General features: G+C 56.7%; 17 protein-coding genes. 9 read left to right on the top strand and 8 right to left on the bottom strand.

Annotated elements, in window-relative coordinates; translation table 11 throughout:
* Positions 1-97 precede the first annotated feature (97 nt).
* From pgi to ACXAET_RS21395, 9 genes are all read left to right on the top strand, one after another.
* Positions 98-1,705 (top strand): glucose-6-phosphate isomerase, encoded by a 1,608-nt coding sequence (gene pgi / locus ACXAET_RS21355; RefSeq protein ID WP_475190469.1) that lies wholly within the window; start codon positions 98-100, stop codon positions 1,703-1,705.
* Positions 1,706-1,982: 277 nt separating this feature from the next.
* On the top strand, positions 1,983-3,581 hold the full coding sequence (locus ACXAET_RS21360; protein ID WP_475190473.1) for a GMC family oxidoreductase: 1,599 nt from the start codon (positions 1,983-1,985) through the stop codon (positions 3,579-3,581).
* Positions 3,582-4,218: 637 nt separating this feature from the next.
* Positions 4,219-5,250, top strand: a complete 1,032-nt coding sequence (locus tag ACXAET_RS21365; RefSeq protein WP_475190475.1) for a LacI family DNA-binding transcriptional regulator — start codon at positions 4,219-4,221, stop codon at positions 5,248-5,250.
* 115 nt (positions 5,251-5,365) lie between these two features.
* On the top strand, positions 5,366-6,670 hold the full coding sequence (locus tag ACXAET_RS21370) for an ABC transporter substrate-binding protein (protein ID WP_475190478.1): 1,305 nt from the start codon (positions 5,366-5,368) through the stop codon (positions 6,668-6,670).
* Positions 6,671-6,783: 113 nt separating this feature from the next.
* Complete coding sequence (locus ACXAET_RS21375; protein WP_475190482.1) at positions 6,784-7,650, top strand: carbohydrate ABC transporter permease; 867 nt, start codon at positions 6,784-6,786, stop codon at positions 7,648-7,650.
* Positions 7,651-7,660: 10 nt separating this feature from the next.
* Positions 7,661-8,491, top strand: coding sequence for a carbohydrate ABC transporter permease (locus ACXAET_RS21380; RefSeq protein WP_475190484.1), 831 nt, complete (start codon positions 7,661-7,663; stop codon positions 8,489-8,491).
* Positions 8,492-8,503: 12 nt separating this feature from the next.
* Positions 8,504-9,508 (top strand): ABC transporter ATP-binding protein, encoded by a 1,005-nt coding sequence (locus ACXAET_RS21385; RefSeq protein WP_475190487.1) that lies wholly within the window; start codon positions 8,504-8,506, stop codon positions 9,506-9,508.
* Complete coding sequence (locus ACXAET_RS21390) at positions 9,505-10,278, top strand: L-iditol 2-dehydrogenase (RefSeq protein ID WP_475190587.1); 774 nt, start codon at positions 9,505-9,507, stop codon at positions 10,276-10,278. The genes ACXAET_RS21385 and ACXAET_RS21390 overlap by 4 nt, the downstream gene beginning before the upstream one ends.
* On the top strand, positions 10,266-11,741 hold the full coding sequence (locus ACXAET_RS21395) for a mannitol dehydrogenase family protein (protein WP_475190489.1): 1,476 nt from the start codon (positions 10,266-10,268) through the stop codon (positions 11,739-11,741). Before ACXAET_RS21390 ends, ACXAET_RS21395 begins: the two co-directional genes overlap by 13 nt.
* Positions 11,742-11,754: 13 nt before the next feature.
* On the opposite strand, the gene ACXAET_RS21400 is transcribed toward ACXAET_RS21395, so the two are convergent.
* The 8 genes from ACXAET_RS21400 to ACXAET_RS21435 form a co-directional block, all read right to left on the bottom strand.
* Positions 11,755-13,317 carry a Ppx/GppA phosphatase family protein gene (locus ACXAET_RS21400; RefSeq protein ID WP_475190490.1) on the bottom strand — a complete coding sequence of 521 codons (1,563 nt, stop codon included), beginning with the start codon at positions 13,315-13,317 and terminating at the stop codon, positions 11,755-11,757.
* Between the two features lie 67 nt (positions 13,318-13,384).
* Positions 13,385-13,669 (bottom strand): hypothetical protein, encoded by a 285-nt coding sequence (locus ACXAET_RS21405; protein WP_475190494.1) that lies wholly within the window; start codon positions 13,667-13,669, stop codon positions 13,385-13,387.
* A gap of 139 nt (positions 13,670-13,808) precedes the next feature.
* Positions 13,809-14,069, bottom strand: coding sequence for a DUF2934 domain-containing protein (locus tag ACXAET_RS21410; RefSeq protein WP_475190497.1), 261 nt, complete (start codon positions 14,067-14,069; stop codon positions 13,809-13,811).
* Between the two features lie 380 nt (positions 14,070-14,449).
* Positions 14,450-15,229 (bottom strand): TIM barrel protein, encoded by a 780-nt coding sequence (locus ACXAET_RS21415; RefSeq protein ID WP_475190499.1) that lies wholly within the window; start codon positions 15,227-15,229, stop codon positions 14,450-14,452.
* Between the two features lies 1 nt (position 15,230).
* Positions 15,231-16,037 (bottom strand): 5-deoxy-glucuronate isomerase, encoded by an 807-nt coding sequence (iolB, locus tag ACXAET_RS21420; RefSeq protein WP_475190501.1) that lies wholly within the window; start codon positions 16,035-16,037, stop codon positions 15,231-15,233.
* A gap of 5 nt (positions 16,038-16,042) precedes the next feature.
* On the bottom strand, positions 16,043-16,948 hold the full coding sequence (gene iolE, locus ACXAET_RS21425; RefSeq protein WP_475190503.1) for a myo-inosose-2 dehydratase: 906 nt from the start codon (positions 16,946-16,948) through the stop codon (positions 16,043-16,045).
* A complete protein-coding gene (iolD, locus tag ACXAET_RS21430; protein ID WP_475190505.1) occupies positions 16,948-18,777 on the bottom strand; it encodes a 3D-(3,5/4)-trihydroxycyclohexane-1,2-dione acylhydrolase (decyclizing) in 1,830 nt (609 codons plus the stop codon). Before iolD ends, iolE begins: the two co-directional genes overlap by 1 nt.
* Positions 18,774-20,684, bottom strand: coding sequence for a bifunctional 5-dehydro-2-deoxygluconokinase/5-dehydro-2-deoxyphosphogluconate aldolase (locus ACXAET_RS21435; RefSeq protein ID WP_475190507.1), 1,911 nt, complete (start codon positions 20,682-20,684; stop codon positions 18,774-18,776). Before ACXAET_RS21435 ends, iolD begins: the two co-directional genes overlap by 4 nt.
* Positions 20,685-20,749: the final 65 nt, after the last annotated feature.

Here is a 20,749-nt window from a genome sequence, read left to right on the forward strand (position 1 = left end):
ACCGGGAAACTTTTCGCGGCAAATTGTTAGCGCTACCGAAAAGTCGAATCACAAGATACCGTCACAAGATTGATGCCATAGAAGCGGAAAAAGACACATGACTGACTGCTGGAGCAAACTAAAAGAGAACTTTTCGGCTGCGAAAGATCGAAGCATCTACTCGCTCTTTGAAGATGCGGCTCGAATGGATCATTTCTCGACTGAAACAGATCAGTTTCTGCTCGATTTTTCCAAGACCAATATCGATCACGAGGCCCTCATGCTAATGATCAGATTGGCCGAAGAGACTGAAGTGGCCGGTAAGCGCGACGCCATGTTTGCAGGACAAAAGATAAACACAACCGAAGATCGGGCAGTCCTGCACACCGCCTTACGCGCAAGGAATACGGCACCATTAATCGTTGATGGTAAAGACGTGCGACCCGGAATCGAAGCAACGTTGTCCAGAATGGAGAGCTTTTGCCGGGCCGTCCAAACCGGCGCAATTTCAGCACCGGGCGGCGAACGGTTCACAGATGTTGTCAACATCGGGATTGGCGGCTCCGATCTTGGCCCCGCAATGGCAACACGTGCGCTGAGCCCTTATCACATTGGGCCACGGTGCCATTTCGTATCCAACGTCGATGGCGCAGATGTGACAGACACTCTTTGTAGTCTGGATCCACGACGCACACTGGTGATTATTGCCTCAAAAACATTCACCACCATTGAAACCATGACCAATGCCAATTCAGTTCTCAGGTGGTTGAGGGCAGGCGTTGGTGACAGTGTCGGCGGCCATTTGGCAGCGGTTTCCACCAGTCTCGAACGCACGGCGGAAACGGGAATCGATCCCACGCGGGTTTTTGGTTTCGCAGACTGGGTGGGTGGCAGATATTCGCTTTGGGGGCCGGTGGGCCTACCGATCATGATGGCGATTGGTGCCAAGAGCTTTCGCCAATTTCTTGCGGGCGGCCGGGCGATGGACTTACATTTCCAAACCGCACCTTTCGCGCGTAACCTGCCGGTCCTTCTGGGCCTGGTTGGGATTTGGCACCGAAACATATGCCAGTATTCGTCAAGAGCCATTCTGCCATATGATGAGCGTTTGGCTCGCTTGCCCGCGTATCTGCAGCAATTGGACATGGAAAGTAACGGCAAGCGTGTCACGATAGACGGCAAAGAATTGGACCATGCCTCAGGCCCCGTTGTCTGGGGCGAGCCGGGAACCAACGGGCAGCACGCGTTCTTCCAACTTTTGCATCAAGGAACCGAAGTTGTTCCTGCTGAATTCCTGATCGCGGCCGAAGGGCACGAACCCGCTTTGCAAGAGCACCATGACCTTCTTAAAGCGAATTGTCTTGCGCAGTCCGAGGCGCTTATGCTGGGTCGCACGTATGATCAGGCGCTGGCGATTGCCCGAAATCTGGGCTTCGGCGGCTCAGAACAGCACATTCAGGCGGCTCAGCGGGTTTTCCCCGGAAATCGGCCCTCGATCACGCTTGCGTATCCCAAATTGACACCTTTCGTCCTGGGGCAGATCATTGCTCTATACGAGCATCGCGTGTTTGTGGAAGGTGCTGTCTGGGGTATCAACTCTTTTGATCAATGGGGCGTCGAGCTTGGCAAGGAGCTCGCCAAAACGCTTTTACCTATGGTTCAAGGCGCCACCCCAGAGGGAAAAGATGCGTCGACCTGCGGGTTGCTGAAAAAACTAACCGTCTGAATGCAGATTTGTCTGACGCGATTACAATCATCCGCCTCGGATCACTTTAGACGCGAACGGCATGTTAGCTTCTGAACATGGTCTGCGCTGACTGGGCGGTTGCAAGCGCAGCAATCGTTATTCGCTCCACAGTGTTTGAACTGGGAAGATGCGGACAAAACTGCCTGTGCTCGCATCAATCCCAATGACATCTTTCAAAAGAGGGTCCTAAATTAGCGCTGGTCAACCATGGACTAGGACGACCTGTCGGTGCTTAGATCGAGTTGGGGGGAATACAATGGCAAATCCAAACAACTCGTTCGATGTGATCATAGTCGGGGCTGGCAGCGCCGGATGCGTGTTGGCCAACCGCCTGAGCGAAGAGCTAAACCGTAGGGTTCTTTTGCTCGAAGCTGGTGGGGACGACGACGATCCTCGCATATCGACGCCGGCGACTTTTGGAGCCCTGCCCAACACGCGGTTCGACTGGGGATTCCGCACCGGGCCTCAAGAGCACCTTTCACGGCGTCAAATCAACTACCCGCGCGGTCGCTGCATAGGCGGCACGGGGTCTATCAATTACATGATCTATCTGCGCGGTCACCCCTCGGACTACGACACATGGCAACAGCTTGGGGCGACGGGCTGGGGCTGGCACGATGTCTTGCCCTATTTCTGCAAGGCCGAGAACTGGCAAGCCCCCGGCCAACCCGATTTGCATGGAGACGCAGGCCCTTTGACGGTTACCGGGCAGACCGAGCGATCCCCCTTGACCGAGGTTTTTTTGGCAGCCAGCCAGCAGGCGGGCATCCCGTTTAACGAAGACCTAAACAGCCAGAATATCGAGGGTTGCGGCTATTTTCCCGCGACCTTGTTCAACAATAAGCGTGGGAGCACAGCGCGGACATATCTCAAACCCGCTCTCAGCCGGCAGAACCTAGTAGTCGTAACCGGCGCAACGGTGCTCCGCCTCAATTTGGATGGCAATCGCGTCACGGGGATTAGCTATCTCTGTGATGGCGAGGTGCACAGCGCAACAGCTCAGGAAACTGTTCTTTCAGCCGGGTCTGTGGGGTCGCCGCATATCCTTCAGGCCTCAGGGATTGGCCCCGCCAGCGTGCTGGAAGCGGCAGGCGTAACGGTCCGCCACGACCTGTCGGGGGTCGGGGAAAACCTACAAGACCATCTGCATTACCGCAGCAGATGGGAGATCGACGAACCGCTTACGTTCTTTGGGCGCTCTGCGGAGGATCTGACCAAAGCCCAAAGCCAGTTTGAACAGGGGCGCGGGCCGCTCACCACCAATCATTTCGAATCCGGTGCATTTTTGCGTTCGAATCCGGGGGCCGAAGCGCCCGATATCGAACTGCTGATGATCCCTTATTACATCAGCTTGGGCGCGCCTGAGATGCGCCCACCAGACAGACATGGCTTCACCATTTCAGGCTTTCCCACCCGGCCAAAAAGCACGGGCCGCGTTGCCATCGTGTCGGACAATCCTTTGGACAGACCGATGATTGATCCGGGCTACCTGAGTGACCCAGCGGACATAGACCTCATGCTGGCTTGCATCCGAGAAGCGCGGCGGATCGTGTCCCAACCCGCCTTCAAGGAACTTGGGGTAAAGGAGATATCGCCAGGGCCAGACAGTGTCAGCGACGCCGACCTCATTTCGGACATCCGCGAGGTGTCTTCGACCTCTTGGCATCCAGTTGGCAGTTGCCGCATGGGAGAGGACGACAAGGCGGTCGTTGCCCCTGATCTGAAAGTGCACGGTCTCGAAGGCCTCAGCATTGCAGACGCCTCGGTCATGCCGCGAATGAACACGGGACACCCGAATGCGCCGACAATAATGATCGGGGAAAAAGCCGCGGATTTGGTTATGGGGCGTAGCTAACTGAACATGGTTCTAGCGTTTGCCGACTTCGTTGAGCGAGGATGCAATTTAGGCTCGACTTCAACTCGACAAGAAGCAGAGGTGAATTCGGTTCAGCCCAGGATCGAAACGAAAGCAGCCATCCGGCGGGTTTCAGCACCTCTGTAGGTCTGGGCTCCCTCGTTGAATCCGCTGCGCTTTGTCCGAACGGCTGGTGTGAAAAACGTCCGTTCTCCAAGCAACTTGGCGGAGTCAGACGAGGGCGCGGATCTACTGAAATTTCTTGTCCTGAAATCACAATAGGAAATCTACCTTCATCACTTAGACAACGCGATGGGAAGACAGACTATTGAAATCGTATCGTAAGTCCAATTCTCACCTAATTTGTTCCGAAGCGGATGATTGTAATCGCGTTGCAGATATTTTGATCTCATTCGCAAATAACGTGAGTTTGGGTTTCCGGACAGCGTCAAAAAATTCGAGCAAAAACTCGGGACGTTTTCAATTCGAGCTCCAGATAAATGCATTTCTCAACACGTATCTGGGTCAAATGCAGTCAGACTACCAGAGGAGTTGAGTACGCTTGACAACCCCAAGCTTTCATCTTTAAATTTACCAAAAGTTAACGCGCGCAACTTTATAATTTGGTTTGGGGAAAATGGCACAGCGAAAGATTCGTAATATGGAGGAATTTGCTGCAGTCAGCGGGATTTCCCGCCCTACTGTGTCAAAATACTTCAACGATCCCGAAAGCGTGCGTGCGTCGACACGGAAGAAAATTGAGACGGCCTTAGAAGAACACGATTACCACCCAAATGTGTTCGCGATGAACCAGAACCGGCGCAGAACGAAGAATATCGGGGTTGTCGTGCCAAATCTGGCAGACCCGTTCTTTTCGGAAATCGCACGTCGCGTAGAACTTGCCTGCATCGAGGCTGGTTACAGCCCCATCCTGCTCAGCTCACACGGCAACCCCGAAATGGAGCGCTATAATCTCAACTCGCTCCGGTCCCTAAAAGCTGCTGGTGTCTTGCTTGCGCCGTTTGGACGCCTGTCGGAAAAAGACGCGGTCAAGGCCTTTGAGGCCGACTTTCCGCTGGTGCTGTTTGACGCCAATATCAATGGTGTTGGTCAGGCATTTGTCGGCACCAACAATGCCCAAAGCATCGACCTGATGGTTGAATACCTTTGTCGAAGCGGCGAGCCGCCATGTTTTTTCGAAATGAAATCTCCAACTAATCCAAATGCCAACAAGCGCCGGACGGCGTATATCGAAAGTATGGAGCGGCACGGCCATAAACCGCATATTTTCCAAGCCAACGGCAAAGGATGGAATTTTGAGGAAATCGGTAGAGACGAGGGAGGAAGATTTCTGGCCGAGAACGCATTTCCAACCAACACTGTTTTGTGCAGCAATGATCGCCTGGCCATCGGCATGTTGTCTGCCGCCTATGGCCTTGGGATGCGCGTCGGTCAGGGCGCAGGCTGTCACATCAGGATAGCTGGTCATGACGACCATCCGTTTTCCCGCTTCACCTGCCCGCCATTGACGACGATCGCACAGGATTACGAGGCGATCGCGAATCGCGCGGTACGTACTTTGTTTGGAATGCTGGAGGAGGATGAGAGCCTGCCAGAGCGGGAGGAAACGCTGTTTGAAGGTCGGTTGATCATGCGGGATTCTGCGTAAGATACTAAGAATGCTCTCGTTTATCTATTTCTTTACGCGCGTTAATTTATAATTGACTTCGCGTTGTATTATTGGCTAAGGTGTTATCCATCATCCAACTAGGAGGAAATTTGGGATGTCATTCAAACAAGCACTTTGCGCAGCGACGGCTATGACGCTTGTCACCGCAAGCGGCGCCTTGGCAGAAAACCTTGTCATCGCGACTGTGAACAACGGGGATATGATCCGTATGCAGGGGTTGACCCAGGATTTCACCGACAAGACCGGCCATACGGTTGAGTGGGTTACGCTGGAAGAAAACGTACTGCGTCAGCGTGTCACCACTGATATCGCCGCCAAGGGCGGATCCTTCGACATCATGACCATCGGCATGTACGAAACACCGATCTGGGGCGCGAACGGCTGGCTGGTTCCGCTCGACGATCTTTCGGCAGAATATGACGTCGATGACATCCTCCCCGCCATGGCTGGAGGCTTGAGCCATGACGGCACGCTGTATGCTGCACCGTTCTACGGCGAAAGCTCGATGATCATGTATCGCACCGACCTCATGGAGAAGGCCGGGTTGGAAATGCCGGCATCGCCCACGTGGGAGTTCATCCGCGAAGCGGCCGCCGCCATGACCGACCGTGACAACGATATCAACGGCATCTGCCTGCGCGGCAAGGCCGGTTGGGGTGAAGGTGGTGCATTCATCACCGCAATGTCCAACTCCTTTGGCGCACGCTGGTTCGATGAAGACTGGAACGCCCAATTCGACACCCAGCCTTGGGCAGACACGTTGAACTTCTATGTCGGCATGATGGAAGAATCCGGCCCGACCGGATATGCAACAAACGGCTTTAACGAAAACCTGAACCTGTTCCAGCAGGGCAAATGCGGTATGTGGATTGACGCGACTGTTGCCGCATCCTTCGTAACCAACCCCAATGACTCAGAAGTCGCCGACAGCGTCGGTTTTGCTTTGGCCCCGAACAATGGCCTTGGTAAGAACGCGAACTGGCTGTGGGCATGGGCGCTGGCCATCCCCGGTGGCACCCAGAAAGAGGACGCCGCCAAGCAGTTCATCGAATGGGCGACTTCAAAAGACTACATCGAACTGGTCGCCGAGAATGAAGGTTGGGCCAACGTGCCTCCGGGCGCACGTACCTCGCTGTACGAAAACCCGAATTACCAGGCGGTTCCTTTTGCTCAGATGACCCTGGATTCAATCCTGTCCGCTGATCCGAATAATCCGACCGTGGACCCGGTTCCTTATGTTGGTGTTCAGTTCGCAGCTATCCCGGAGTTCGCAGGCATCGCAACCGAAGTGAGCCAGGAATTCTCGGCCGTTTATGCCGGCCAACAGACTGTGGAAGAGGCACTTGCCAAGGCCCAGGCTCTGACCAACGACGCTATGGAAGCCGCAGGCTACCGTTAAGCGCGCTGCCCGGGGGTACACCTTCTCCCCTGTATTCCCGGGCCCTTTTTTCTCATTTATCCGCAGCTCCGTTTAAGATGGCCTAATGGCGATCAACAGAGGAGGTATGCCCCATGGCAACCCAACATTCCCGATCAGCGGCTCGCTTCATGATGGCGCCAGCGGTCATCTTGCTCCTCGGCTGGATGCTCGTACCGCTGATCATGACCCTGATGTTCTCATTCAAGAAGTACCTGCCCCTACGCGGTGGCGACCTTGGATGGGTAGGTTTCGAAAACTACGTCCGCTTTGTAAGTTCCAGCGCGTTCTGGCCATCGGTTGGGGCCACCCTGGCCATCGTTGGCGGCGTCCTGTTGATCACCATTGTCTTCGGCGTGCTCCTGGCAATCCTGCTGAACCAGCCGATGTGGGGACAAGGCGTCGTCCGCATTCTGGTCATCGCGCCGTTCTTTGTCATGCCAACCGTGTCAGCGCTGGTCTGGAAGAACATGTTCATGGACCCGGTGAATGGCTTGTTCGCCCATCTGTGGCGCTTTTTTGGAGCCGAGCCGATTTCGTGGCTGTCGGAGGCTTCGCTGCCTTCGATTGTCATGATCGTGTCCTGGCAATGGCTGCCCTTCGCCACGCTGATCCTGCTGACCGCAATCCAGTCGCTGGATGGAGAGCAGCTTGAAGCAGCTGAAATGGATGGTGCGCCACCATTGAAGCGGTTTGGCTACATCACTCTGCCGCATCTCAGCCGGGCTATTACGATCGTGCTTCTTATTCAGACGATTTTCCTGCTGGCAATTTTTGCAGAGATTTTCGTCACCACCGGAGGCGCCTTTGGCACCCGCACACTGACCTACCTGATTTTCCAGCGTGTTCTTGAAAGTCAGAACGTCGGTCTCGGATCCGCCGGCGGTGTCTATGCAATCATTCTCGCCAATATTGTTGCGATCTTCCTGATGCGCATCGTTGGCAAGAATCTGGACGCGTGAGGAGGAAAACATGGCCCGCGCAGTTACCCAACAACGCAAGATCATCAACACGGCCGCCGCTTGGGGCATCGGACTGCTGATCTTTTTCCCAATCCTTTGGACCATCTTGACCAGCTTTAAGACCGAAGCCACTGCAATTGCCGATCCACCGGTGTTCCTTGCTTTCGATTGGACGCTTGAGAACTACTCGGCAGTGATGGAACGGTCCAATTATGCCAGGTTCCTATGGAATTCGATTATCATCGCCGGCGGCTCGACCATTCTGGGTATCATCGTTGCGGTGCCCGCAGCCTGGTCGATGGCCTTCGTACCGTCCAAGCGCACTAAGGACATTCTGCTCTGGATGCTCTCGACCAAAATGCTTCCGGCAGTGGGCGTCCTGTACCCTATCTATCTGATTTGCATCAAGCTTGGCATCCTGGACAGCCGGGGCGCGCTGGTGATCATCCTCATGCTGATGAACCTGCCGATCATCGTCTGGATGCTGTACACCTACTTCAAGGAAATTCCCGGTGAGATCCTTGAAGCTGCACGGATGGACGGGGCAACGCTAAAAGAGGAAATCCTCTATATCCTCACACCAATGGCGATCCCCGGCATTGCTTCGACCTTGTTGTTGAACTTCATTCTGGCTTGGAACGAAGCGTTCTGGACACTGAACCTGACGGCAGCCAACGCGGCTCCGCTAACGGCCTTTATCGCCAGTTATTCCAGCCCGGAAGGCCTGTTCTTTGCCAAGCTCAGCGCTGCATCGACCATGGCCATTGCGCCAATCCTCATCCTTGGCTGGTTCAGCCAGAAACAACTTGTCAGCGGCCTGACCTTCGGCGCCGTCAAATAAGGAACTTGACCAATGGGACAAATCAAACTCAACCAAGTGACCAAAAGCTTCGGAGACGTTCAAGTCATTCCGCCTCTGGACCTCACAATTGAAGACGGCGAGTTCACGGTATTTGTCGGGCCTTCGGGCTGCGGTAAATCCACATTGCTGCGCCTGATTGCAGGGCTCGAGGACATCACCTCAGGCTATATCGAGATCGACGGAAATGACGCCACAAGCGTGCCACCCGCCAAACGCGGCCTGGCGATGGTGTTCCAGTCCTACGCACTCTATCCGCATATGTCGGTACGCAAGAATATTGCCTTCCCGATGAAAATGGCCGGGATCGATGAAGACGAGCAAAACCGTCGTATCGAATCTGCGGCGAAGGCGCTCAACCTGACGGACTACCTTGACCGCAAACCGGGTCAACTATCAGGTGGTCAGCGTCAACGGGTTGCCATTGGCCGGTCGATTGTGCGGGAGCCCGCAGCATTTCTGTTCGACGAACCTTTGTCCAACCTTGATGCTGCCCTGCGCGTTGGAATGCGGCTTGAAATCAGTGAACTGCACGAACGGCTCAAGACCACGATGATCTATGTTACGCATGATCAGGTCGAAGCCATGACAATGGCTGACAAGATCGTTGTTCTGCGCGCAGGTTTCATTGAACAGGTCGGCTCGCCGCTTGAGCTGTACCACAAGCCGCGCAATGAGTTTGTGGCCGGCTTCATTGGCTCGCCCAAGATGAACCTGATCAAAGGTCCTGAGGCGGAAAAGCATGGCGCCGCAACAATTGGCATCCGCCCGGAACACACGGATGTCAGCAAGACCGATGGCATGTGGAAAGGCGTCGTCGGTGTGGCCGAGCATTTGGGCTCCGACACCTTCATTCATGTTCATGACACCGGTCTTGCTGACATGGTCACCGTGCGGATTACCGGCGACATCGAAGCCAGGCACGGCGACACAATCTACCTGTCGCCCCAAATGGACCAACTGCACAAGTTCGACGCTCAGGGTCTGAGGATCGACTGATGCAATTGGCTGGCAAAACAGCCCTGATTACTGGTGCTGCCCGAGGGATCGGACGGGCCTTCGCGGAGGCCTATGTTAACGAGGGCGCGCGGGTTGCCATCGCCGATATCAATATCGATGGCGCCCGCAAATGCGCAGCTGCCTTGGGCAAGAACGCGCTCGGGGTGGCTGTGGATGTGACTGACCAGGCCAGCATCGACAACGCCGTAGCACAAACTGTGAAAGAGCTCGGTCAGATTGACATCCTCGTCAACAATGCCGCGCTTTTTACCGCCGCTCCTGTTGTCGAAATCGACCGCGACGACTACCAGCGCGTCTTTGACATCAATGTCGCCGGCACGCTGTTCACGATGCAGGCCGTAGCCCGCCACATGATCGAGCGCGGACAAGGCGGCAAGATCATCAACATGGCAAGCCAGGCCGGACGACGTGGCGAACCGTTGGTCGCTGTCTATTGCGCGTCCAAGGCAGCCGTGATCAGCCTGACTCAATCCGCCGGACTGAACCTGATCAGACACGGCATAAACGTAAACGCTATTTCTCCGGGTGTCGTCGATGGCGAGCATTGGGACGGCGTGGACGCTTTCTTTGCCAAGTACGAAAACAAGGCCCCGGGGCAAAAGAAACAGGAAGTCGGTGCCGCAGTGCCCTACGGGCGCATGGGCACAGCGGATGATTTGACGGGCATGGCCGTGTTTCTGGCCAGTGACGCGGCAGATTACATCGTCGCCCAAACCTACAACGTGGATGGTGGACAATGGATGAGCTGATCTCCCTTTCGAATGCGACACTCGATCAACTGGCTGTTGAACGTCCACGATATGATCGCACAACCCTGCAACCGGGCATCGTGCATATCGGCGTCGGCAATTTCCACCGTGCACATCAGGCATGGTATCTGCACCGCCTGATGCAGGAGGGCAAAGCCCTCGATTGGGCCATCATCGGCGCCGGCGTGCGCCCTTACGATGCCGCCATGCGCGAAAAACTTCTTGCTCAGGATTGCCTCACGACCCTGATCGAGCTTGATCCGGCAAACGTCTCGGCCGAGGTCATAGGTTCCATGATCGACTACCTGCCAATCGAAGAAGGTAGCGGGGCACTGATCCACACAATGGCGGACCCTGCCATTCGGATCGTCGCCATGACTGTGACAGAAAGCGGATACTACATCGATCCTGTTACCAAGGCGTTCGACTCCAACCATTCCGATATTCAGCACGACGCGGCCCATCCCGACGCGCCGCGCACGGCATTTGGTTCGATGGTGGCCGCATTGAGGCTGCGACGCGACGCAGGGCGTGGAGCATTCACGGGACTGAGCTGTGACAATCTGCAAGGCAACGGTGACATCCTGCGTCAGACTGTTGTGTCGTTGGCGCGCCTGTCCGACACTGACTTAGCTGAATGGATTGACGCAAACGCGACCTTCCCCAACTCGATGGTGGACTGTATCGCCCCTGCTACTGGCCCCAACGAGCTGGCGCTGGCCAAAGACTTCGGCATCGACGATGCGGCCGTTGTCACCCACGAAGCCTACCGCCAATGGGTGATCGAGGACAGGTTCTGCGCCGGGCGCCCCAACTGGGATGAGGTCGGCGCAACCTTCTCAGACGACGTGCATGCGTTTGAGACAATGAAAATCCGGATCCTCAACGCAGGCCATCAGGTCCTCGCCAATGTTGGCGAAATCTTGGGGCTTGGGACGATTTCCGAGTGTATGGGGCATCCTGTGGTTTCGCAGTTCTTCGGCAAAGTTCAAAGAACTGAAATCGCACCCACAGTCGCACCGGTTCCCGGGAAAAGCCCGGCGGATTATGTAACCCTTATCGAAAGCCGGTTCTCCAACCCGCGGATTGTCGACACAACCCGCCGGGTCGCGTTCGATGGCTCAGCACGCCATACCGGATTCGTGTTGCCGATCTTGCGGGATCAGTTGAAAGCCGGGCGTTCCGTTGAAGGCCTCGCGCTCGTCGAAGCGCTGTGGGCACGCATGTGCGCCGGAACGCGCGAAGACGGCAGCGTGATCGAGGCAAACGATCCGATCTGGGATGATTTAGCGAAAGCCGCCCAAGCGGCCAAATCAAACCCGACTGCCTGGCTGGACCAAAGCCGGATTTACGGCGACTTGAGGCAAGCCAAAACGTTTTCAGATGCGTTTTCGAAATGGCTGAACATGATTTGGCAGCATGGGTGCGAAGCCGCTCTTGTCGCCTACTTGGATGAGGCGTGATTCAACTCAGGGTTCAAAAATTGACCTGATTGCCCTCCTGCGTTTCGATTGATGCGTCCAGACCGAAAACCTTCGCCAGCTTCGCCATTCGGGCCTTTACGGCATCACTGTCGGGCACTTCTGAAGACTCTTCTATGACCAGGCGAAGGACATCCGGGTCCACAATGATCTTGGCGTGTTCGAGAATCTTCGGCACGCTTGCCGAAAACCGATGACCCAAAAGCAAAGCGCCTCCAAGAAATTCGGCTTTTCGTACTGCATTGGATGTCAATGTGTCGGTCGCCCTGGTATCCAGTTTCGCTGGCTTACCCCCATAACGCGCCATGACAGCAGTGGCCAGAAAAGCCCGTTCCGGGTGAGTAATTCCGATGAATGGAAATTGCAGGATGCGCAAAAAGCTCTCGGCGGCGCGTACTTTCTGGTGATCGCGCCAAGCGATATCGGTTAGCGCGCATACCGCCAGCCGAACGCGACGGTTATTTGGAATCTCGGCAGGGAAGAGGTTATCCGTCCACCGTGCCAACGCTTCGGAGAAGTCGGGAACACGGGCGTCGGGAAGGCCAGTGGCCAATGCCCCTTCAATGAGTGGATCACGATACTGCTCTTCCTCATCCAACTGTGCGTATAGCCAACCTTCCCGAAGACCGAGCGCAGAAAAGATAACTTTGTCGGATTTCAACCTTCGAAGTGCCCGCCACATCACCAGTGCCGAAGCCGACAAAGTCTCGACGCGCCGGCTTGGCACATCCGGGAGTTTCGCTATTTCTTCAGGTGACATTCGTGAGATCGATTTGGCCAGGTCCGAGACCGCTTCTGCCGGAAGTTCATAGGCGTGTACGACACTGATCGGCCAGTCGTTCATCGCTATGTGAATTCGCGCCAGAGCCCGCCAACCGCCGCCAACCGCATAAAAGGTCGAGTCAGTCAGCACCGGTGGAAGATTGTCCTTCAGAATGGCGTCGACGCGTTTTTTTGCCTCCTTGTAACTCTGTTGCATCATTGCCCGAACCGGCAATGCGCCCAAGGGCATGCTAACTCTGCGCTCTCCAACGCGGTCGCCAAGAATCTCCGCGATTTCGAGACTTCCACCACCAATATCCCCAATCAGTCCGCGCGGCTGAAAAAAACCGGATATCACGCCGTATGCCGCATAGGTTGCCTCTTCATCACCTGACAGGAGTTTTGGTGTGACACCTGTCAGTTTTTTGATTTTCGCGATCAGTTCCGGCCCATTCTTGGCTTTTCGCATCGCCTCGGTCGCAAGTATATCAACGCGTGTCACACCCATTGCTTCAGTAATTGCCTTGAAGCGCGCTATCGCATGCATTGCTCGGTCAATTGTTTCTTGTGTGAAATTGCGGTCGTCATCTAGGCCATCACCAAGTGCGACCAAGGATTTCTCATTAAACCGGGGGAATGGCGCGCGACAAAGATCATCATAGACAACAAGCCGAATTGAATTGGAACCCACATCGATGACCGCGTAATGCTCTGGTCGGCGCGCCAGAACTCTAGACGTATCAATCTCTATTGTTCTGGGGTCGAAATGGGCTGCACCCGATGTTCCGATTGGCATAATGGCGTTACTCCGCAGTCGATGGTCATGGAGTTTATCACGTTCTTCAAGTCTGCTTTCTGGAAGTTCACTCGTTCAGGGCAGCAAGCGACCGTTTGAGGCACACGCTTTGTAATTCTTCCTTCGCTTCCGGCGGGTGCGCGCCCGGAGTACTCAAATAACAACAGAGTTTGGAAACGGAGCATTGGATGGCAATAGCAAATCCCGTGATCGAATTCGACACCAGCACATCTTGAAGCAGCAATAGACGCAACAGCCTTAGATTGAATTTCTTCAAAGCACCGGGGATTGCTGCCGTCACGCGCTTCGAGCGTGCGTGCTCAGATTGATTGCCGGACTTGAAAAGCCTCAAGCAAGGAGTGTTCCTCATCGGTCTTCAAGCCTGTCAGCTTCCTTGGGCAATTGATGTGAGACAAATATGGAGACCCCTTTGAAGAGCCTCCTTTTTGGGCTGAATACGTAGGCCGGGCCGACCTACGTATAATGGCAGATTACTTCGCTCGAGGCTTCTTCTGAGTAGTCGCGGTCGAGGACCTTTTTGCCGCCGCATTCTTTGACGCAGTTGTCACTTTTGCTCCACGTGATTTGGCGGAAACCTTTCGAGTTGTTTTTACCTTAGGCAGAGCTGCATTCAGAGCATCTTCGGCTTTTAGCCAGTGCTCCTGTTCGCGCCCTTCAGGCTGACCGTCGTCCAGCCAAAAAAGGTATGCTGCTTCACGGATTTTGGATTCTTCAATTTTCTGTGTCGTCACGATTGTCTCCAACGTAGTCGATGGTAGAATTCGAGATGTTAGCGCTAGCAAATGCGAGCAAGTTAGCGTTTACACAATTAGCTTACGTAAGGGAAGCCAAAAGTTCTAACGTGTCGGAAAACCGTTAATGTTGACGGCACTATTGCAGAGTTTTGGCTACTCTAAATTTTGCGACACATCCAATATGTGCACAGTGACACAATCCCCTACCCACCTTACGCGCATAAGTTCTCCGTTCGTTCGCACGAGCCGGACAATACTGTCATTTTTATGCAGTGACCCCGAAACCAATCCGTTGCCCGGCGCGTTCGAACTGTCTTGGACTTTTTGGAGCAGATACTCAGTGAAGACCGCGGGATGTTTCTGCCGACATCCGAAACCTAAAGCGTGAATGCGTCCCGGAAGGCTTCCAGCGCGGCTTCCTCGTCGCCTTTTGCAAACGCCTCCATGCCGACAGGGCCGGAATAGCCTAAATCAGCAAGGGCATGCGCAACCGCCGCATAGTTGATTTCGCCCGTTCCCGGCTCGCAGCGGCCTGGATTGTCTGCCACTTGAACCTCCCCAACCCATGGCAGGCAAGCTTCACACCAGCGGATCAAATCACCTTCACTGATTTGGGTATGGTAGAGGTCCAGATTGATCCGCAGCTGAGGGCGGTTGACGGCGGAAACGAGGGACAGCACGGCCTCGGTTGATCCAAACGGGCATCCCGGATGGTCCAGCGGGTTCAGGTTTTCCAGCGTGTACGTCACGCCCTCTTCCTCGGCCATGTCACAGATGCGGTTGAGCGTATCGCGGGCGCGAAGCTCCATCCCGGGCGTAAACGTACCGTGGTGTGGGATCGGGATGCCACCATCGCCAAGCCCAGTGCCGTGTAGATTCAGACGGTCGACGCCCAACCTCTTGCCGACCTGCGCCGTCTCCCACGCCGATTTCAGCAGCATGTCCGCGCCCTCGTCGTCTGCCAGGCGCCCCTCGAGATATCCATTCATGATGGAGAAGTTTGCGCCGGTTTTCTCGAGTTTGTCGATGTCCCAGGCTGGCCAGTTCCATAGACCGACACCAAAGCCCATCTCGTGCAACTTGGCCGCGCGCCATTCGATCGGTTTGTCTTGCCAGAGCATCTCTGCACAGGCAGCGAGTTGAAAAGGTGCAGTCATCTTAGGCGTCCCGTTCCATGATCCATTCGACCTCTGGAGCAGGCACGAAGCGCCATTTGCGCTGCGGGCCGGCCATGACGTTGAGGTAGTACATCTCGAAGCCGTAGGGCGCGCCGCAGGGGTGGTGGCCGCGGGGGACCAGGACGACGTCGCCATCGGATACCGCCATCGTTTCATCGAGGCCCCCATCATCAGTGTAGACGCGTTGGATGCCAAAGCCTGAAGCCGGGTTCAGGCGGTGATAGTAGGTCTCTTCCAGATAAGTGATGCGCGGGAAATCATCTTCATCGTGGCGGTGGCTGGGATAGGACGACCAGTGGCCTGCTGGGGTGAAGACCTCCGTGACCAGCAAGCTGTCGCAATAGTCTTCGTTTTCCATCGCGATGTTGTTGATGTGGCGCGTGTTGGTGCCCTTGCCGCGTTCGGTGAGCATGATGCCATCGGGGCCGATCCGGCGCGCCTCATGCCCGCCCAGCCCCGGTGCGGAACAAACAGCGATGACACAATCGGTTTCGGCCTTGGCCTCCCACTTGGTGCCGTTCGGAAGGTAGAGGCAATGTGGCGGGGTTTTCTCGAAGACGTTCATCCGGTCGCCCAGCACGCCCCAGTCCTGCCCGGCCCCACTGATCGTGGCCTTGCCTTCGACCATGACGAGGATGATCTCGCGGTCGCCCGTCGCCTCGGCTGCGGTGTCGCCCGCTTTCAGGCGGTAGAGCGAGAAGCCGACATAGCGCCAGCCCGCGCTTTCCGGGGTGATCTCATGCACCTTGCCGCGGGTGCCGAAGGGTTTTCTGAGGAGGTCGGGCATGGGCTTTACTTCTCGATGTGCAGGCCGGAACGGCCGCAGATTTGGGTGATGTGGTCATAACCAAGCTTCGAGTATTCGAGGGGCGGTGCCTTGGCCGGGTCCTGTTCGGCCTCGACGACGATCCAGCCGTCATAGTCCATAGCCTTCAGCTTGTCGGTCACGGCCTGAAAGTCGATGCAGCCTTCCGGGTCGCCAGGCACCGAGTAGACTCCGGCTGCAACGCCATCGAGGAAGCTTTTGTCCTCAGCGCCCACCCAGTCCAGCACCGGCTGGCGCACATCCTTGAAGTGGACGTGGTGGACGCGATGACCCCATTTTTCGAGGACGGCGACGGGGTCGGCCCCCGCAAAGTGCAAATGCCCGGTATCGAAGAGCAGCGTCAGGTCCTCGGACGAGCTTTCCATCAGCCAATTGATGTCTTCGGCATCCTGAACCATCGCACCCATATGATGGTGGTAGCTGAGCACAACACCCTGATCCTTCGACCACTTGGCAAGTTCGGACAGCTCTTTGCCATATGCCATGACCTCATCCCGCGTCAGTTTGGGGCGCTGGCTCACGGGTTGGTCGATATTGCCCTGAATGGTGTTCGAACACTCGGCATAGACGATACAGGGCGCATTAAGCGCAGCGAATTGTTCGACTTGCTGGCGAATCGCCTCCTTTTCATCGGCAAGCGAGATGCGCATCAGATCACCAGAACACCACCCTCCACAAAGCGCTACGCCATATCTGTCCAGATAGGCACGGAGGCCCTCCGTGTCGGCTGGCATACGGCGGCCTCGTTCGACGCCGGAATATCCGATCTTCGCCGCATCCTCCATCGCGCCTTCGGTGGTGTAGTCTTTCGTAAGTTCCGGCAGATCGTCGTTCTGCCAGGCGATCAGGGATATACCGATCTTCACACTCATCAATCTGCTCGCTGGGTTTGCTTGTTTTTGATGTAATTTTGGTGAGCCGCATTCACCTCGGCTCGCTCGGAGACTTCCGGAACACTGACGTCCCACCATGTGCCGCCGAGTTCAGTGGACGGATAGGGATCGGTGTCGATGACGACCACATAGGGGCCGGTTATGCTGTCCCGCTTGGCTAGCGCTTCTTCCAATTCGGCAATCGAGGTAACCTTGACGGAGGTCGCTCCCATGGCTTCAGCGTGTTTGGCGAAGTCGATGTTGGAGTTTTCGCCGCCGATTGCGTGGTCCAGTAGATTGTTAAACTCTTCCCCGCCGGTGCCCATTTGCAGCCGGTTGATACAGCCATAGCCGCGGTTGTCGGTGACCACGACGGTGAAGCTGATGCTCATCATTGCCGCCGTCGCCATCTCGGAATTGGCCATCATGTAGGTGCCGTCACCGGCAAAGCAGATCACGTCGCGCTCGGGCTCAGCCATCTTGATGCCCAAGGCTCCAGCGATCTCGTACCCCATGCAGGAGAACCCGTATTCCATATGGTAGGACCCGGGGCGACCTGCTTTCCACAGTTTGTGCAATTCGCCCGGCATGGTGCCTGCAGCGCACATGGCGACGGTATTGGTATTGGCAGCCCGCTGCACCGCGCCGATCACCTGCATGTCGGTCGGAAGCACGTTGCCCTTCGGCGCGTCGGTCAGGGGATCCACCTTGGCGAACCAACCGGACTTGAGGCTTCCTGAGGGAACTGCACAGCGAAACCCTTCTATTGCCGCACTCAGTTCCTCCAAACCGACCCGGGCATCCGCCTGCAGCGGCATCGCGCCATGTTTGGTCGCATCGTAGGCCGCGACATTCAGACTAATGATTTTGCGTGACGGATTGACGAACAGACCCCAGGACCCGGTGGTGAAATCTTGAAACCGTGTGCCGACTCCCAAAACCACATCCGCCCCGGCGCAGACGTCATTGGCGGGTTCTCCCCCGGTCACACCAATGGGCCCAAGGTTCAGCGGGTGATCCCACGGGAGGGCTGACTTTCCGGCCTGTGTTTCCGCAATCGGGATGTTGTGGGTCTCGGCAAACGCCCGGAGCGCATCTGTGGCCTCGGCGTAGTGTACCCCGCCGCCCGCCACGACAACGGGCCATTTGGCGTTCTTTAGAACTTCTGCAACCCGGGCAAGTTCGCCCTCATCCGGACGAAGCCGCCGTTGGTGCCAGACCTGCGGGGCAAAGAAGCTTTCGGGATAGTCGAAGGCCTCGGCCTGCACATCCTGACAGAAGGCCAGCGTAACCGGGCCGCAGTCCGCCGGGTCCGTCATGGTGCGGAAGGCGCGTGGGAGGGCGGTCAGAAGTTGTTCCGGTCGCATGATGCGATCGAAGTAGCGGCTGACGGGCCTGAACGCGTCATTCACCGATACGGTCCCGTCGCCGAAATCCTCGACCTGTTGCAACACAGGGTCCGGGCCCCGGTTCGCGAACACGTCACCCGGCACCAACAGCACGGGCAAGCGGTTCACATGCGCCAGCCCCGCCGCCGTTACCATATTGGTCGCGCCGGGACCGATCGAGGATGTCACCATCATCGCCCGCTTTCGACGCAATTGCTTTGAATAGGCAATGGCAGCATGGGCCATCGTCTGTTCGTTGTGGCCGCGATAGGTCGGCAAAGCCTTGCGGCTAGCATAAAGTGCCTCGCCAATACCAGCGACATTGCCGTGGCCGAAGATGGCCCAGCAGCCCGCGATGAACGGCTCGCCGTCCTCGGTCAATTGGGCCGCGACATAGCGCACCATGGCCTGCGCGGCGGTCAAACGAATTGTCTTGCTCATGCGGCGTTCTCCATGGCTTGGGTCCGAGCCTTGTCCCAAATCTCGCAAAGGCGCTGATAGTTCTCGGCCATCTCGGTCACGGCTTCGCCATCCGTGATATGCCCTGCCAGCCAGTTGCGCGCAGCGTTTCCGAAAATCGTCCGTCCCACGGCGAAACCCTTGACCAACGGCTGCTTGGCGGCCAGCGCAAAACTTTCCGCCAGTTCGGCCTCAGGCGCGTCGAGACCCAGAACAACGATCCCACGCGTCCGGGGATCGTTGCGCTCGATCGCGGCAACAGCATTGACCCAGGCCACCTCGGATTTGAAGGGCTCCAGTTTCCACCAGTCGGGGAAGACGCCCGCGTCGTAGAAAGCCTGTATCAGCGTCGCCGAGGTCTGATCATCAATTGGACCGACCTTCGACGGGATAATTTCAAGCAGGAATTCCAGACCATTGCGCCGAGCTGCCGTGAAAAGCCGCTTTACACGCGCGATTTGCATCTTTGCGGTCTTATTGTCGTCATCCGGATGGCAGAAAACGAGCAATTTGACCACGTTATCCCGCGCCCATTCGCGCAAACGGCCCAGGTCCTCGCCCAGGTCCGGCTCAAATTCGATGGGCCGCGAGCCCGGCAGCTCGGTCGGCCGCCCGATCCAAAGCCCGGTCCCCGTGGCCTTGTGCAGCGCAGAGCGCCCGATCCGGTTGTCGCAGAGGATGCCATAGCCAGCGCGCCCTGCTTGGACTTTCAGCGCCGCCTCAAGGCAGAGTTCCTTGAAAGCCGCGCCCTTCTCTTTGGTGTAGCCGTCCATCTCTTCCAGTTGCAGCCGGTGGTCGAAGGCAAAGGTCTTCACCGAGGACCAGTCGCCCGCCCGGTTCGTCGCCCAGTGGACCTGCTCCAGTTCGGCGTCGTTTCGCAGATCAGGCCGCTTGATGCCGCGGTCAAAGAAGAACTGCAGTTCCTCCCAGCTTGGATAGGCGGGCGTGCAGCCGTGGCGGCTGACGGCAAAAGCCCCGCAGGCGTTGGCGTATTTGAGAGCGGTTGGCCAGTCCTCGCCATCGAGCCAGCCTTTCAGCAGACCGGACATGAAGCCGTCGCCAGCCCCCAGAACATTGAATACCTCGATGGGAAAACCCGGCCCTGTCTCTCCGTCATCAAGGCTGTCAGGAATATCTGCAGCAAAGGCCACCGCCCCTGCCGCACCGCGTTTGCAGACCAGCGTCGCGCTGGATACCGCGCGCACCGCGCGAAGCGCTGCGATGGTGTCGGTTGACCCACCGGCGATGTGGAATTCTTCCTCTGTGCCGACGATCAGACCAAACAGATGCAAAGTCGATCGCAGTTTGGCCGTGACCGCGTCGCTTTCAACGAACCGGCTCTCACCGTCGCCATGCCCGGCCACGCCCCAGAGGTTGGGCCGATAATCAATGTCGAGCGCGGTCTGCTGTCCGTTCGCGCGCGCAATCTCCAGCGCTTTGATCGTTGCCGCTTCCACCTGCGGATGGCTCAGGTGCGTCCCGGTCGCTACGACGGCGCGGGCGCGCTTGATGAAGTCGGGATCGATATCAGCCTCCGTCAGCCCCATATCCGCGCAATTCTCGCGATAGAAGATCAGCGGGAATTGCTCCTGATCCCGGATGCCCAATAGAACGAGGGCTGTCAGCCGCTCAGGGTCGGTTTTGACGCCCTCAGTGTTCACACCCTCGCGTTCAAGCTGCTCGCGAATGAACCGGCCCATATGCTCGTCGCCGACGCCCGTGATGACCGCGGATTTCAGCCCGAGGCGCGCTGTCCCGCAGGCGATGTTGGTCGGAGAACCGCCGATATACTTGTCGAACGACCCCATATCTTCCAGACGCCCGCCGATCTGCGCGCCGTAGAGGTCAACGGACGAGCGGCCAATGGTGATGAGATCGAGGTCAGACATGAGATGCATCCATAAGATTAGATTTCAAGATATGGGGCTGACCAAATTCCTTCAGTCAGCCCCAT

The organism is Ruegeria sp. AWH4_226 (genome assembly GCF_056159225.1).